The 15,256-nt window shown below is 58.7% G+C and carries 11 protein-coding genes; all 11 read right to left on the bottom strand.

Annotated features, from left to right (window positions below; translation table 11 throughout):
- Window position 1: 1 nt before the first annotated feature.
- The 11 genes from urtD to AC6I7Z_RS19640 all read right to left on the bottom strand — a co-directional run bounded on the left by urtD (window position 2) and on the right by AC6I7Z_RS19640 (window position 14,960).
- Window positions 2-793, bottom strand: coding sequence for an urea ABC transporter ATP-binding protein UrtD (urtD, locus tag AC6I7Z_RS19590; RefSeq protein ID WP_497815503.1), 792 nt, complete (start codon window positions 791-793; stop codon window positions 2-4).
- Complete coding sequence (urtC, locus tag AC6I7Z_RS19595) at window positions 786-1,862, bottom strand: urea ABC transporter permease subunit UrtC (RefSeq protein ID WP_497815504.1); 1,077 nt, start codon at window positions 1,860-1,862, stop codon at window positions 786-788. Before urtC ends, urtD begins: the two co-directional genes overlap by 8 nt.
- Window positions 1,862-3,424 carry an urea ABC transporter permease subunit UrtB gene (urtB, locus tag AC6I7Z_RS19600; RefSeq protein WP_497815505.1) on the bottom strand — a complete coding sequence of 521 codons (1,563 nt, stop codon included), beginning with the start codon at window positions 3,422-3,424 and terminating at the stop codon, window positions 1,862-1,864. Before urtB ends, urtC begins: the two co-directional genes overlap by 1 nt.
- A gap of 57 nt (window positions 3,425-3,481) precedes the next feature.
- A complete protein-coding gene (gene urtA, locus AC6I7Z_RS19605) occupies window positions 3,482-4,750 on the bottom strand; it encodes an urea ABC transporter substrate-binding protein (protein ID WP_497815506.1) in 1,269 nt (422 codons plus the stop codon).
- Between the two features lie 29 nt (window positions 4,751-4,779).
- Window positions 4,780-5,478 (bottom strand): GntR family transcriptional regulator, encoded by a 699-nt coding sequence (locus tag AC6I7Z_RS19610; protein ID WP_497815507.1) that lies wholly within the window; start codon window positions 5,476-5,478, stop codon window positions 4,780-4,782.
- Window positions 5,479-5,487: 9 nt separating this feature from the next.
- The gene (uca, locus tag AC6I7Z_RS19615) at window positions 5,488-9,105 is read right to left on the bottom strand and encodes an urea carboxylase (protein ID WP_497815508.1); all 3,618 of its coding nucleotides are present in this window, start codon (window positions 9,103-9,105) and stop codon (window positions 5,488-5,490) included.
- Between the two features lie 2 nt (window positions 9,106-9,107).
- Window positions 9,108-10,904 carry an allophanate hydrolase gene (gene atzF, locus AC6I7Z_RS19620; RefSeq protein ID WP_497815509.1) on the bottom strand — a complete coding sequence of 599 codons (1,797 nt, stop codon included), beginning with the start codon at window positions 10,902-10,904 and terminating at the stop codon, window positions 9,108-9,110.
- Between the two features lie 174 nt (window positions 10,905-11,078).
- Window positions 11,079-11,867 carry a type I methionyl aminopeptidase gene (gene map, locus AC6I7Z_RS19625; RefSeq protein WP_048781032.1) on the bottom strand — a complete coding sequence of 263 codons (789 nt, stop codon included), beginning with the start codon at window positions 11,865-11,867 and terminating at the stop codon, window positions 11,079-11,081.
- Complete coding sequence (locus AC6I7Z_RS19630; RefSeq protein WP_033790797.1) at window positions 11,864-12,109, bottom strand: ParD-like family protein; 246 nt, start codon at window positions 12,107-12,109, stop codon at window positions 11,864-11,866. The genes map and AC6I7Z_RS19630 overlap by 4 nt, the downstream gene beginning before the upstream one ends.
- Before the next feature lie 189 nt (window positions 12,110-12,298).
- Entirely contained in the window at window positions 12,299-13,744 is a 1,446-nt protein-coding gene (locus AC6I7Z_RS19635; RefSeq protein WP_497815510.1) for a GGDEF domain-containing protein, read from the bottom strand.
- Window positions 13,745-13,754: 10 nt separating this feature from the next.
- Window positions 13,755-14,960, bottom strand: coding sequence for an HD-GYP domain-containing protein (locus AC6I7Z_RS19640; protein WP_497815511.1), 1,206 nt, complete (start codon window positions 14,958-14,960; stop codon window positions 13,755-13,757).
- Between the last annotated feature and the right edge of the window lie 296 nt (window positions 14,961-15,256).

The following is a 15,256-nucleotide window of genomic DNA, read 5'->3' on the forward strand; positions in this document are numbered from 1 at the left end:
TTCAGCGCCCCAGATAAACGTCGATGACCCGATCGTCCGCCTGAACGTCGCGTAACGATCCCTCTGCCAGCACCTGCCCCTGATGCAGCACGGTGACATGATCGGCAATGGTTTCCACAAACCCCATATCGTGCTCAACCACCATAAGCGAATGTTTGCCCGCGAGGCTGCGGAACAGCTCGGCGGTGTACTCGGTTTCCGCGTCGGTCATGCCCGCCGCCGGCTCGTCGAGCAGCAGCAGATGCGGCTCCTGCACCAGCAGCATGCCGATTTCCAGAAACTGCTTCTGGCCATGGGACAGCAATCCCGCTTTGCGCTGGCGCTCGCCGCTGAGCCGCAGCAGTTTCAACGCCTCGTCGATGCGATCCTGCTGTTCGCCGCTGAGCCTCGCCCGCAGGCTTGCCCATACCGACTTATCGTTTTTCAGCGCGATCTCCAGATTTTCAAACACCGTTAGCGCTTCAAACACCGTAGGTTTCTGGAACTTGCGGCCGATGCCGGCCCGGGCGATCTCAACCGGCGACAGGCGCGTAAGGTCGGTATCCTGGTCATACAGCACCCGTCCGTTATCGGGCCGGGTTTTGCCGGTGATGACATCCATCAGCGTGGTTTTACCCGCACCGTTGGGGCCGATCACGCAGCGCAGTTCGCCGACGCCGATCTGCAGCGATAAATCGGTGAGGGCACGAAAGCCATCAAAAGAGACATTGATCCGCTCCAGCTGAAGCACCGGGTCGCGTTGAGCGCGATGGCGATCGGTGGGGCGCGGTTGGGTAAAGGGGGTATCACTCATCATGCCTCCGGCGCAGCAGGCCGATCACGCCGCGCGGCAGCAGCAGCGTCACGAGGATAAACATCAGGCCCAGGAAGAATAACCAATACTCCGGGAAGGAGACGGTGAACCAGCTTTTGGCGCCGTTGACGATCCCCGCGCCCAGCAGCGGGCCGATCAGGGTGCCGCGGCCGCCCAGCGCCACCCAGATGGCCGCTTCAATCGAGTTGGTCGGCGACATTTCGCCTGGGTTGATGATGCCGACCTGCGGCACATAGAGCGCGCCAGCCAGACCGCACAGCACCGCCGAGAGCGTCCAGACAAAGAGTTTAAAGCCTCGCGGATCGTAGCCGACAAACATCAGGCGGTTCTCTGCATCGCGCACCGCCGTCAGCACCCGGCCAAACTTACTGCGCGCCAGCGCGAAACCGGTACCGACACTGGCGATCAGCAAGGCGACGGTGGCGATAAACAGCCCGATGCGCGTGCCGGTCGCGGTGACGTTAAAGCCGAGCAGGGTCGTGAACCCGGTAAAGCCGTTGTTGCCGCCGAAGCCGGTTTCGTTACGGAAGAACAGCAGCATGCCTGCGTAGGTCAGCGCCTGCGTCATGATGGAGAAATAGACCCCTTTGATTTTCGAGCGAAAGGCGAAGAAGCCGAACACCAGCGCCAGCAGGCCCGGCACCAGCACGATCAGACAGAGCGCCCAGGCAAAATGCTGGGTGCCTGCCCAGAACCAGGGCAGCGCGTCCCATGACAGGAACGACATAAACGCCGGCAGACCATCGCCCGCGGCCTGGCGCATCAGGTACATGCCCATGGCGTAGCCGCCGAGGGCGAAGAACAGGCCATGCCCGAGCGACAGCAATCCGGCGTAGCCCCACACTAAATCGAGCGCCACGGCGACGATGGCGTAGCAGAGGATTTTCCCCACCAGCGTCAGGGTGTAGGTGGAGATCGCCAGCGGGTGGCTGGCGGGCAGCAGCGCGCAGAACGGCAGCGCCAGCAGCAGCAGGGTCATCAGAATTCCCAGGCTAATGCTGAGGCGCGGCGTCTTGCGCGTCAGGGTTAAGGTCAAAGGCTGGCTCATCAGTCAATTACCCTCCCTTTAAAGGCAAACAGGCCCTGCGGACGCTTCTGAATAAACAGCACGATCAGCACCAGAATAAGGATTTTGCCCAGCACCGCGCCAATCTGCGGCTCCAGCACTTTATTAAGAATGCCCAGCCCGAAGGCGGCTGCCACGGTTCCCGCCAGCTGGCCTACGCCGCCCAGCACCACCACCAGGAAGGAGTCGATAATATAGCCCTGGCCAAGCTCCGGGCCGACGTTGCCGAGCTGCGACAGCGCCACGCCGCCCAGCCCGGCAATGCCGGAGCCCAGGCCGAATGCCAGCATGTCGATGCGTCCGGTGGGCACGCCGCAGCAGTCGGCCATGGCGCGGTTTTGGGTCACGGCGCGCACGCTCAGCCCGAGGCGCGTTTTATTGAGCAGCAGCCAGGTAAGGCCGAGCACGGCAAACACAAACAGGATCACCGCCAGGCGGTTGTAGGGCAGGACCAGATTCGGCAGCACCTGCAGGCCGCCCGAGAGCCAGCCGGGATTGGCCACCTCCAGGTTCTGCGCGCCAAATAGCATGCGCACCAGCTGGATCAGCATCAGGCTGATGCCCCAGGTGGCGAGCAGGGTTTCCAGAGGACGGCCATACAGATGACGAATAATGGCGCGCTCCAGCAGCATGCCGATGCCCGCGGTGATCAGAAACGCCGCCGGCAGCGCCAGCAGCGGATACCACGCCAGCCACTGCGGCGCGAACTGCTGGAACAGGTGCTGCACAACCCAGGTGGCGTAGGCGCCCAGCATCAGCATTTCGCCATGCGCCATATTGATCACGCCGAGCAGCCCGTAGGTGATCGCCAGTCCGAGCGCCGCCAGCAGCAGGATCGATCCCAGCGACAGACCGGTAAAGGCCTGACCGAAGAGATCGCCCCACATCAGCCGGTGTTTGATCTGCTGCAGGCTGGCGGCGGCCGCCGCGCGCACCTGCGCATCGGGTTCGATGCCGGCCTGCGTCAGGCGCTCCAGACGCGCCTGCACGTTGGGATCGCTTCCTTCTCCCAGCAGCGTTACGGCTTTCAGGCGCAGGGCGGCATCCGGGCTGGCAAGCTGCAGGCTGGCGACCGCCATCGCCAACGCCGCATGCACCTGCGCATCCTTCTCTGCGGCGAGGCGCCTTTCCATAAGCGGCAGCTGATCGGCCGCCGCGTCGTTTTGCAGCTGCTGCGCGGCGCGCAGGCGGATCGCCGCATCGTCGCTTACCAGCTGGTGGGCCGCGAGCGCGCTGGCGATCAGCACGCGCAGCCGGTTGTTCATAAACAGCTTTTTGGTGTCGCCGCTCGGCTGGCGGGCGCTGTCGAGCGGAGTCAGGGTGTCGCCCTGTTTGCTGAACGGCTGCTTTTTCTGGTCGATGACCAGGCTTTCATTGCGCAGCGCCTGCAACAGCGGCACGCGGCTCGCCTGCGGCGCGGCGGCCCACTGCTGCAGCAGCGTGGCCTGTTCGGTGCGGCTGGCGGCGGCGAAGTCGGCGCCATCTCCCGCCTGAGCGAACCAGGGCAGCAGCAGTAGAGCACAAAAAAAGGGTTTGACGTTCATCAATACCGCCCTCTGAGTAGTGCTGAGCGCCCTTCAGGCGTCCTGAAGGGCATGATGTTATTTCGTCGACTTCACCGGGTAATCGGGCTTTTTGTCATTGCCGGCGATATAGGGGCTCCACGGCTGCGCGCGAACCGGCTGTTCGGTCTGCCACACCACGTTGAACTGCCCGTTTTCCTCTACTTCGCCAATCATCACCGGCTTGTGCAGGTGGTGGTTGGTTTTATCCATCGTCAGGGTAAAGCCGTCCGGCGCTTTGAAGGTTTGTCCCGCCATGGCCGCGCGCACTTTATCTACGTCGGTGGTGCCCGCTTTCTCTACCGCCTGCGCCCACATATGCAGACCGACATAGGTCGCCTCCATCGGATCGTTGGTGACGACCGTGCCTGCGTTCGGCAGGTTATGCGCTTTGGCATAGGCGCGATAATCGGCGACGAATTTAGCGTTGGTGGGGTTATCTACCGACTCGAAGTAGTTCCAGGCCGCCAGCTGGCCCACCAGCGGTTTGGTATCGATGCCGCGCAGCTCCTCTTCACCCACGGAGAAGGCGATAACCGGAATATCGGTGGCTTTAATACCCTGATTCGCCAGCTCTTTATAGAAGGGCACGTTGGAGTCGCCGTTGATGGTGGAGATCACCGCGGTTTTACCGCCGGCGGAAAACTTCTTGATGTTGGAGACGATGGTCTGATAGTCGCTGTAGCCAAACGGCGTGTAGACTTCCTCGATATCTTTATCCTGGATGCCTTTGCTGTGCAGGAAGGCGCGCAGGATCTTGTTGGTGGTGCGCGGGTAGACGTAATCGGTGCCCAGCAGGAAGAAGCGTTTAGCGCTGCCGCCATCTTCGCTCATCAGGTATTGCAGGGCGGGGATCGCCTGCTGGTTAGGCGCGGCGCCGGTGTAAAACACGTTCGGCGACATCTCTTCGCCTTCATACTGAACCGGATAGAACAGCAGGCCGTTCAGCTCTTCAAACACCGGCAGCACCGATTTGCGCGAGACCGAGGTCCAGCAGCCAAACACCGCGGCGACTTTATCCTGCGTCAGCAGCTGGCGGGCTTTCTCGGCGAACAGCGGCCAGTTGGAGGCGGGATCGACCACCACCGGCTCCAGCTTCTTGCCCAACACGCCGCCGCTGGCGTTGATCTCGTCAATGGTCATCAGGGCCATATCTTTAAGCGGCGTCTCTGAAATCGCCATGGTGCCGGAAAGTGAAGATAATATGCCGACTTTAATGGTCTCTGCGGCCTGGGCGCCAAAGGTGAAGCCCAGACTGGCGACGGTGGCGGAGAGCGCGAAAGCCTTGAGCAATGAACGTCTTTTCATCAGTAACCCTCTAAAATTTAATGGTTTTATTATTCAGTAACCTGAAGCCGGGCCTGCTGTAACATATGCAATGTGATCTTTCTGACTTCCGCTTTACTGACGGCGATGTGGTCGGTCAGAATGCGCTGCGCCTCCTCGGTTTTTTGCTGAAATATCGCCCGTAAAATCTGAGCGTGTTCGCTATAGGTCGCCTCTACCCGATCGTCGCGCGTAAAATCGAGCCGACGGATAATGCGGATTTTTTCGGTTAACTCGCCGTGGACGCGGGCGATCTCCCTATTGCCGGCCGCCGCCACCAGCGCCATATGAAACGCCTCGTCCTGAGCCGACACCGCGATGCCCTCTTCAAGGCGCGCATCTTCCATCCAGAAGCGCTTCAGGGCGGCGAGCATTTCCGCGCAGGCGAGCGGCGGCAGAGCGCACAGGCGCCGCACCGCTTCGCGCTCAATGACGGTGCGGAAATCGTAAAGCGCCTCGAAGTATTCGAAGTCGAACGGCTTCACCTGCCAGCCGCTGCGGAACCACACTTCGACATAGCCCTCGCGCTCCAGCCAGAACAGCGCCTGGCGCACCGGCGTGCGGCTTACCTCCAGCCGTTCGGCGATTTCGTTTTCGCTGAAACGGTCGCCAGGCATCAGGCGGAAGGCAAAAATATCCTGCTTGAGCGCCTGATAGACTTTCTCCGCTAGGGCTTCAGGACGGCCTTTGCTACGCGGGCGTAAATTCATTGACCTTCCTTATTCAAGCCACAGCAGCGCGTCGCCCGGACTTACCGGACGTCCCGCCTGACAGGCGATGCGTTTCACCGTACCGGCCTGCGGCGCGACAATCTGCAGCTCCATTTTCATCGCTTCCACCACGATCAGCGTCTGGCCGCTTGCCACCCTGTCGCCCGGCTGCACCAGCACTTTCCAGATGTTGCCGTTCATGTCGGCGCACACCGCCAGCGCCTCGTCATCCGCTTCGACGGCCGCCAGCGTCTCTTCGCTGGTGAGCGGCGCGCTCTGTTCTTCCTGGGTCCAGAGCGTCACTTCGCGCTCAAACGCGTCGCTCTGGCGCTGGCGGAAGGCGCTAATCGAGGCGGCGTTTTCGGCAAGGAACTGACGATGGGCGGCGAAATCGAACAGAGTTTCTTCGATGCGCACGCGGGCGCGCCCCTCGCGGAAGTCATCGCGCAGCCGGGCAAGCTCCTCTTCGCTGACCGGATAGAAGCGCACCTGATCGAAGAACTGCAGCAGCCAGGGCTCATCCGCCGCGAACTGATCGTTCCTGAGGAATTTGTTCCAGATCGGCAGCGTGCGGCCCACCAGCTGATAACCGCCGGGCGAGTCCATGCCGTAGATGCACATATACATGCCGCCGATGCCCACCGTGCCTTCGGCGGTGTAGGTGCGCGCCGGGCTGTATTTGGAGCTGAGCAGGCGATGGCGCGGATCGATGGGTACCGCGCAGGGCGCGCCCAGATAGACGTCGCCCAGGCCGAGGATAAGGTAGCTGGCGTCAAAGATCGTATCGCGCACCGCTTCGCGGCTCTCCAGCCCGTTGATGCGCTGGATAAAATCGACGTTGTTGGGCAGCCAGGGCGCGCTGGCGCGCACCGTCTCCTGATAGCGCTCCACGGCGCCGAGCGTGGCGCTGTCTTCGAACGCCATCGGCATCCAGACAATGCGCGACGGCACCTTCAGCTGGCTGACGTCGCCGAGTCCGGCTTCCAGCTCCAGCAGCAGGTTCATCAGCTGCTTCTGGCTGAGGATCAGGCTGTCATAGCGCACCTGCAGCGAGCGCACGCCGGGCGATAGCTCCTCTACGCCGGGCACCGCGCGCGCGCGCAGCGCCTGCATCAGCAGGTGTACGCGCAGACGCAGCGCCAGATCCAGCACGTTATCGCCATATTCGATCAGCACATATTTGTCGCCCGCCTGGCGATAGACGGCGGCCGGCGTGGTTTCGGTAGCGGGCAGCGCCGCCAGCAGCGTTGCGGAGCCGAACCCGGTCGGCGCTAACGACGGCACCGCAAAGGTCGCAGCGTGATGGCTGCGAAGGGTGGCGACGCACTCTGCCTGCGCTTTTTCCAGCGCTGCCGCTTCTTCGACGCCGATCGGATGGAAGCGAATGCGATCCCCCGGTTTCACCTGGCCCACTTTCCACAATTCGGCTTTGGCGATGGTCACCGGGCAGACGAAGCCGCCCAGGCTGGGGCCGTCGTGCGTCAGGATCACCGGAAAGTCGCCGGTAAAGTTCACCGCGCCAATGGCGTATTCGCAGTCGTGGACGTTAGAGGGGTGCAGACCGGCCTCGCCGCCGTTGGCGCGCGTCCAGGTGGGTTTCGGCCCGACCAGGCGCACGCCAAGACGGTTTGAGTTGTAGTGCACCTGCCAGTCGCTGGAAAAAAACTCATCGATAGCGGCCTGGGTGAAGAAGTCTGGCGCGCCGTGCGGGCCGTAGAGCACGCCGATGCGCCACTCGCTGCCGTAGTGCGGCACCAGCGCCCGATCCAGCGCCTGCGGCGCGCCGACCGGCGCGGGCGTGGTGCAGGCCGCCAGCTCCGGCTGTGAAATGGGCAGCATATCCGCTACGCGCAGCGTGCGTCCGGCATGGCCGCCAAACTGGCCGAGCGAAAAAGTGGAACGGCTGCCCAGATATTCCGGCACGTCGAACCCGTTGCGAACCGCCAGGTAGGTGCGGCAACCGCTCTGGGCGCGGCCTAAGGTCAGGGTTTGCCCGGCCTTCACCTCAACGGGCTGCCAGTAGGTCAGGCTGACGCCATCTAACGCGGCCGGGCAGCTGGCGCCGGTCAGGGCAATCACCGCATCGCTGTGGAAACGCAGCGTCGGCCCCTGCAGCGTAAACTCCAGCCCGGCAGCGCTCTCGTGGTTGCCCACGATGCGGTTGGCGAGGCGGAAGGCGAAATCATCCATCGGCCCGGAGGGCGGTACGCCGATATCCCAGTAGCCGAGACGGCCCGGAAAATCCTGAATGGTGCTGAAGGTGCCCGGCTGCAGCACTTCAACTACGCTGGCGGACGGGGTAAAACCGTCAAGAAAGCGGGTCCATACCTGACCGCTGCGGAACGCCTCGGTGGCGACCACTTGCCGCAGATAGTCGAGATTGGTGGCGATGCCGTGCAGCTGGGTGGCGTCAAGCGCCTGCTGCATCTTCGCCAGCGCCGCTTCGCGCGTCTCCGCATGGACAATCAGTTTGGCGATCATCGGATCGTAAAACGCCGAAACTTCTGTGCCGGTGTCGATCCAGCTATCCACGCGCACCTCATCCGGGAAGACGACGCTGGTGAGCGTGCCCGGCGCGGGCTGGAAGTTTTTCAGCGGATCTTCGGCGTAGATGCGCACCTCAATCGATGCGCCGGCAGGCGGCCGCTGCAGGCGCGACCAGTCAAGGGCGTCGCCCGCCGCGACCTGGAGCATGCACTCCACTAAGTCGAGGCCGGTGACGCATTCGGTCACTGGATGTTCGACCTGCAAACGGGTGTTGACCTCAAGGAAGTAGAAGGCATCCTGCTCGGCGTCATAGATATATTCAACGGTGCCTGCGCTGCGGTAGCTGACCCGCTCGCCCAGGCGCACCGCTGAGGCCAGCAGCGCGTCGCGCGTGGCCTGCGGAAGATGGGGCGCCGGGGTTTCTTCCACCACTTTCTGGTTGCGGCGCTGTAGCGAGCAGTCGCGCTCGCTAAGGGCGATCACTTTGCCGCTGCCGTCGCCGAAAATCTGCACTTCGACGTGGCGAGCGCGATCGATGCAGCGCTCCAGGAACACCCCGGCGTCGCTGAAGAACTGTTCGCCGAGGCGGCGCACGCTCTCCCAGGCGTTGCGCAGCGCCTCCTCGTCGGCACAGCGCGTTAAACCAATGCCGCCGCCGCCGGCGGTGCTTTTCAGCATGACCGGATAGCCGATGCGCGCTGCGGCGTCGATCGCCTCTTCGAGCGAACTGAGCAGCGGCGTGCCGGGCGTCATCGGCACGCCGGCCTCGGCGGCCAGTTCGCGCGCGCGATGTTTCAGGCCGAACTCGCCAATCTGCTGCGCCGTCGGGCCGACAAAAGCGATGCCCGCCGCTTCGCAGGCCGCGGCGAACGGCAGGCTTTCCGAGAGAAAACCGTAGCCGGGCCAGATCGCTTCCGCGCCGCTCTCTCTGGCGGCGGCGAGAATTTTATCGATGCGCAGATAGCTGTCGGCGGCCTTATCGCCGCCGAGCGCGATCGCCACGTCCGCTTCTTTGACGTGGCGCGCGTTGCGATCGGCATCGGAGTAAACGGCCACGCTTTTCACGCCGAGGCGCTTAAGCGTGCGCATCGCACGGCAGGCAATCTCGCCACGGTTGGCGATCAAAACGGTGCTGAACATGGTTATTTACTCCCCTGAGAGGCGAGCCAGCTGCGCCAGCCGCCGAATTCGGTGATCTCCAGCGCCTGCGTCAGCGCCGCCGGTTCACAGATAAAGCCTTTCACGACGCGGCCGTCGGCGAGCGTCAGCGAACCGATGCCGAGCGGCGCCGGGATCTCGGCCACGAATTCGCCGAAGCGCGCCAGCGGGATATCCCACAGCTCAACGACGATCGCCGCGCCGCTGTCGCCGCGCAGCAGGCCTGGCTTTTTGATCGGGCCGTCAAGCAGGGCGAAGAGGCGATAGTTACTGGCGGTTCGCGTCTCTTCTACCCAGACCGCGTTGCGGGTGGTGAGCTGGAAATTGAGCGGCATGCCGGTGAGATGCGCGCCAACCACCGCGACGCGCACGTGATCGGCAGAGAGCGGCAGCGGCGCGTGCTGGGCGCGCGGCGGCTGGCCGGTGGCGCCGGGAGAGAGCGCCATCCGCTGCTGCCAGCGCAGGCCGAACTCGGCGAGAGCGCGATCCTGCCAGGCGGGCGCGATAAGCGTGATGCCCGCAGGCAGGCCATCGTCCCGGAACGGGCCAGGCAGGGCCAGGGCGCTGAGGTCGGCGAGATTAGTGAAGTTGGTGTAGGTGCCGAAGTGTGAGTTGAAGCGTACCGGCTCCTGCTTCATCTCTTCCAGGGTGTGAATGGTGGGAGAGGTCGGCACCACCACGGCATCGAACTGCGCCAGGGTTTGCTGGATCTGACGCGTCAGTTCGGCGCGCAGATATTCCGCCTGATAAGCGTCGACGGCGCTATATTTCAGCCCGCTGCTGACGATGCCGTACACCACCGGATCCATCTCTTCGGGGCGGTTGATCATCTCGCCCACCGCCGCGGTGCGTTCCGCCACCCACGGACCGTAGTAGAGCTGCTCGGCAAGCTGGTGGAAGGGGGTGAAATCGATCGGATGCAGCGTGGCGCCGCCCGCCTGCAGCTGTTCCAGCGCGCGCAGCCAGGCTCCTTCAGCCTGCTTATCGCCGAAAAATTCCGGCGCGGCGGGAACGGCAAATGCGGGCTGTGGGTTGAAGCTGGCAGGCGCGGTGCGCGGGTTGTGGCGCGAATAGGCGTCACCGGCGTCATAGCCGCCTGCGGCGGTGGCGACCATAAAGGCATCTTCCACCGTTAAGGCAAACACGGAGACGGTGTCGTTAAGGCGGCAGGCGGGCACTACGCCGCTGGCGGAGAACCAGCCTTTGGTGGGTTTAAGCCCGACGATATTGTTAAAGCCCGCCGGCACGCGGCCGGAACCGGCGGTATCGGTGCCGAGCGAGAAGCCGACCAGGCCGCGCGCCAGCACCGAAGCGGAACCCGAGCTGGAGCCGCCGCTGACATAGTCAGGATTAAACGTATTGCTCACCGCGCCGAACGGGGAACGCGTGCCGACTAAACCTGTCGCAAACTGGTCGAGATTGGTCTTGCCGATAACCACCGCGCCCGCCGCTTTCAACTGCGCCACCACAAAGGCGTCCGCGTCGGCGGTGTAGGTGAAGGCGGGGCAGGCGGCGCTGGTGGGCCAGCCTGCCACGTCGATATTGTCTTTCACCGCAAAGGGCACGCCAAACAGCGGCAGCGCAGCCGGATTGCGCAGATAACTTGCCAGCAGCGGTTCGATTTGCGCCTGAAGCTGCGCCGGGGTGGCGAGATAAAGCCAGGCGTTATCCTGCCGATCGAGAGCGTCAAGATGCGCAGTCAGCAGCGCACCGATGCAGTGCGGGTCCTGCTGATAGCGGCGTTGCCACTCCTGAAGCGTGAGTCCGAAAGTTGAGGCCATGAGTGAATTCCAACTGGTATACAAGATGGAATTCCCTGAGCAAAATGCATGCCATTTGCTAATGGCATGTTTTTGCGGGCTATTTTTTCCAGTGCTGCGCGCTAAAGCACATTACCTGACGTGTCGTGGTGCAACGCAGCACCGGCTTAAAGCAGAAGGGCTGTTGAAGCGGCGTTAAATCGCTGGGTAGTCGCCATAGCCGTCCGGCCAGGGCGTCAGCAGGTCAAATCCGCTTTCCGTAACCGCCAGGGTATGTTCCCACTGCGCCGAAAGCGAGCGATCTTTGGTGACCACCGTCCAGCCGTCCGAGAGCACGCTGGTGCCCGCTTTACCGGCGTTGATCATCGGCTCAATGGTGAAGATCATGCCTGGCTGGAGCGCTAAGCCTTGCCCGGGCGTGCCGTAGTGCAGAACCTGCGGCTCATCATGATAGATCTGACCGACGCCATGGCCGCAGTAGTCGCGCACCACGGAGAAACCGGCGCCTTCCGCGACGCGCTGGATCGCCGCGCCGATATCGCCCAGCGTGGCGCCCGGCTTCACGGCGTGAATGCCCGCGACCAGCGACTGATAAGTGATATCCACCAGCCGCCGCGCGCGCACCGAAGGTTCGCCGACAAAGTACATGCGGCTGGTATCGCCGTACCAGCCATCCTTGATAACGCCGATATCAATATTGACGATATCCCCTTTTTTCAGCCTTTTGGCCGAGGGAATGCCGTGACACACCACGTGATTCACCGAGGTGCAGGTGGTGCGCGTGTAGCCCTGATAGCCGATATTGGCGGGGATCACCTTCAGCTCGTTAACGATAAAATCGTGGCAGATGTCATCCAGCTCTTCCGTGGTGACGCCTGGCTGCACGTGCGGCGCAATCATCGCCAGCACCTGCGCCGCCGCATGGCCCGCCGCGCGCGCCAGTTCGATCTGTTCCTGAGTGTGGATCTTTACGCTTCTGTTCACTGCGCTTCTCCTTGTGGCAGGCGTTCGGCAGGGGAAATGAGCTGACGCAGGTCGCTGCCGTGCTCCAGTTCGACGCGGATCAGCAGCTGCGCCAGCTCCTGCTGGGTAAAGTGGGGATAGAGCTCTGCCAGCATGCCCAGCTTTAGCCAGTGTTCGGCTTGCGCGTTAATGGAGCGGCTCATCGCCTGGCTGGCGATGCGCAGATTCTCATGCATCAGATCGGATATTTTAACAATGCCCATGGGTGGCCTATATGAAACGTATATGTTTCGTATATACTACCCTTTATTGGCTGATCTTTAAGGCGATCCTCTGTAAAATCAGCTGCCCCAGGCTCATGAATCTACAACTTAGAAGCATTTTTGCGACAAAGCACTAAGTCCATTAAAAATGAGTCAATGCATGGCCTCAGTGTAAAATGGCGCAGCTATCTAAATAGCTGCGCATGACGCACATCGGTCAGGCAGCATTAACGCGCAGAGTGATCTTTCGATTTCCTTTTCTTTTTTTCTGCCTTGTGTGCATACAGAAACTTCGTCAGCCGAGCGCAAGGCAGATTGTAAATTGTCGCAAAAGTGCGCAACACCATACGACAGCGACAGCTGTAATTTTAATCCATCCACCTCAAAAGGCACTGCATAAATTTTTGAGCATATTCTTTCAGCCATCCTGGCGGCACCGACTTTCTCTTTAGTACAAAGAACGATAAATTCATCTCCTCCATACCGAATTACCACATCCTCATTTCTTATGTTTTTAGAAATCGTGCTGGCTATATGCTTTAACGCCGCATCTCCGACGAGATGACCAAACTCATCGTTAATGATCTTGAAGTCATCGCAGTCAAAAATAATCAGGCTATTGAAGCTGGCAGAGGATAAATATCCGATGATCTGACGGTTATACACTTTAGTGAGCGGGTCAATCACCACCTTACGTTGAACTCTGATTATTAAATGAGCAAGTTTAGAGAAGGCGATAAATAAGAGTGCAAAACATAATAAAGTCAAGAGCATGAACGTGACGTTGTTCATGATAAGCGCTTTTACATTAACGGCTGACTCAAGGATGAAAATGTCAGCAAGAGGTCGAGACGACAGGTTAATCCTTAAGTTATCAGCGTCACAGTTTTTTGTAACGCACAGGCTGCCCGCACGATCCTGAGAAATGTTATTAGCCGTGATGCTTAACCATGCCGGAATTTTGATTTTACTGTATACGCGCTTCCATAGCTCTTCCTCGCTGAGATCGGAATAGAAGAAACCCGTGATTTCTTTTGTGGAAATGCTCAGAACGGGCGAGGCGATGGTCATCACCATTTTTTGCGTAACCGTGTCTTTGTATATTTCATTCAGTGACAGGTGATTATCCCAAAAGTCTCCCCCAAGATTTTTTTTCGATACAAATCTGGCAAAGTTACCGGTGAGGCTAACCACATCGTTGTACATTTCTGGCTTGAGGTTTTGATATTTATCCTTGTTAAAAAAATAAACGAAGCCATTCTTCGGTGAAGAATAATATCTGTTTTCTAATATTTCTTGCGACACATAACTCTCGATAAGGCTTATTGCCCTGAGTTTGTGGTATGACTGTTCAGAGAAATTGCTGTTTTTATACAGCACACCTGATAGTTTTAATGCGTTTTTCTGTAAATTGACCTCTGGTATTGCTGAGATTGACATCATTGAAGCAATGCCATCGTTTACCGCTTGTTCATGCAGCAAAATTCCGGTTATTGCATCAATTGAATTGTTTGAAATTTTATTTAAATAGCTAAAAGAGCCTAATACATAGGCTGTTACAGGGAAAAGCACCAGAAAGACCACAATGACTGTTAGTCTTTTGTCGTTTTTAGTTTTGAGTATTGATTTAATCATGGGTAATAATTCACTTAGCGATCTCGTAGCACTGCTCAGCATTTTCTTCAAACACGGCGAACGTTCTGGAACATAGTTTATTCTGAGCGCATTCCGAGCGTATGATTTTTAAAACCTCTTCGAGATTAAGCTTGTCACGATAACTTCGTTTTTGGCACAGTGCCTGAAACACATCGGCGATAGCCAGTATTCTACTGGGCAATGTCAGCTGCTCCCCTGTTTTTTTCATAGGGTATCCCTGGCCATCAAGTCGCTCATGATGCTCTGCCGCCCAGGCAACGACATTTGCGTCGATGATAATACTGCGAAGAATCCCTCTGGTATCTGTTGCGTGCGCCTGTATTTTTCTGTACTCGCTGGGCGTTAGCTTGCCACATTTGTTTAATATGGCGTCCGCAACATTTATTTTACCGATGTCATGCAACAGACCGGCAAGATGCAGACGCGTACAGGTTTTTTTATCAAGGTGCATTTTTTTGCCGATGAAACAGGCCAGCTCACCGACCTTAATAGAATGCTGATACGTTAAGGGACTTTTCATATCGACAATGGTTGAGAGAAGGCGCGCCAGACTCAGAGCATGCTCGTCATTCATGGCGGGTAATACATTGTTGAAATTCATCGTCCTGATCATCCCCTCTATATAGTCATCTCTGAGGTAAAACCAGAAGTCGTCCATTTGAGACAATCTCTCTAACTCAGTGAGTAACCCCGGATGAAAATCTTCGCTAACGACCCTGTTTTTGAAGTTTTTAAAGTCGAAGCTTTGTATGGCAAGCATTCTGTCTTTTTCGAGCGCGGCTAAAAAACCTGTCTCTTGCAGGAAGTTATTGAAAAGATGGCTTATTTTTAATATTGAGCTCATCAATAACTCATGCGTTGTGATGTTAAGTTTTTTAAGCTCCGCGAAGCTATATTCCCTGTAACGAGCGGGAATAGAGATTTCCTGAAAGACAGAGCAGTCGCTCAGTTTAATTCGCCTCGGCGCGTGATCGAGGTTCATTTCTCTGTCGTTATAGTTTTTGGCGCTTGAGGAATAGTTCTGCAACAAGCTGCAAACCAGCGATTTAGCGCAGAAGTTTTCATCCAGCCCCATAATCAGCGACAGGCGATAGGCGATATAAGCGGAGTACTCACCGTTAATGAGGTTTTTTTTCCGGACTAACCGGTGGGCTCTGTAGAGTAAAATCAAAGTGTTGCCGATGTTAAAAATCATATACATCTACCGTTCAAAAAACCGAGGATGTTACGGTGATCTAACTTTCCATAAATAGATTTAAATCAAATTAGTATGAATTGTATGATGGCGTTGCTGAGTGGTTTCCAGAGAAAGAGATAACCCGCTGTCGGTTTGCGGCTATATCAAAAAGGGTGCTGTACAGATTACTTAACCTCACTATGGCTTATTCGCCACAGCGGTTCCGGGAAAAGAAGCCTCTGGCGACACCATGATTACATCTGCATGTTTTCTCATAGACAGAGCTAGCCTGACTGAATGCGCCGCAAAGTATT

It is taken from the genome of Pantoea sp. X-Soil-MYKO-1289 (genome assembly GCF_059730625.1).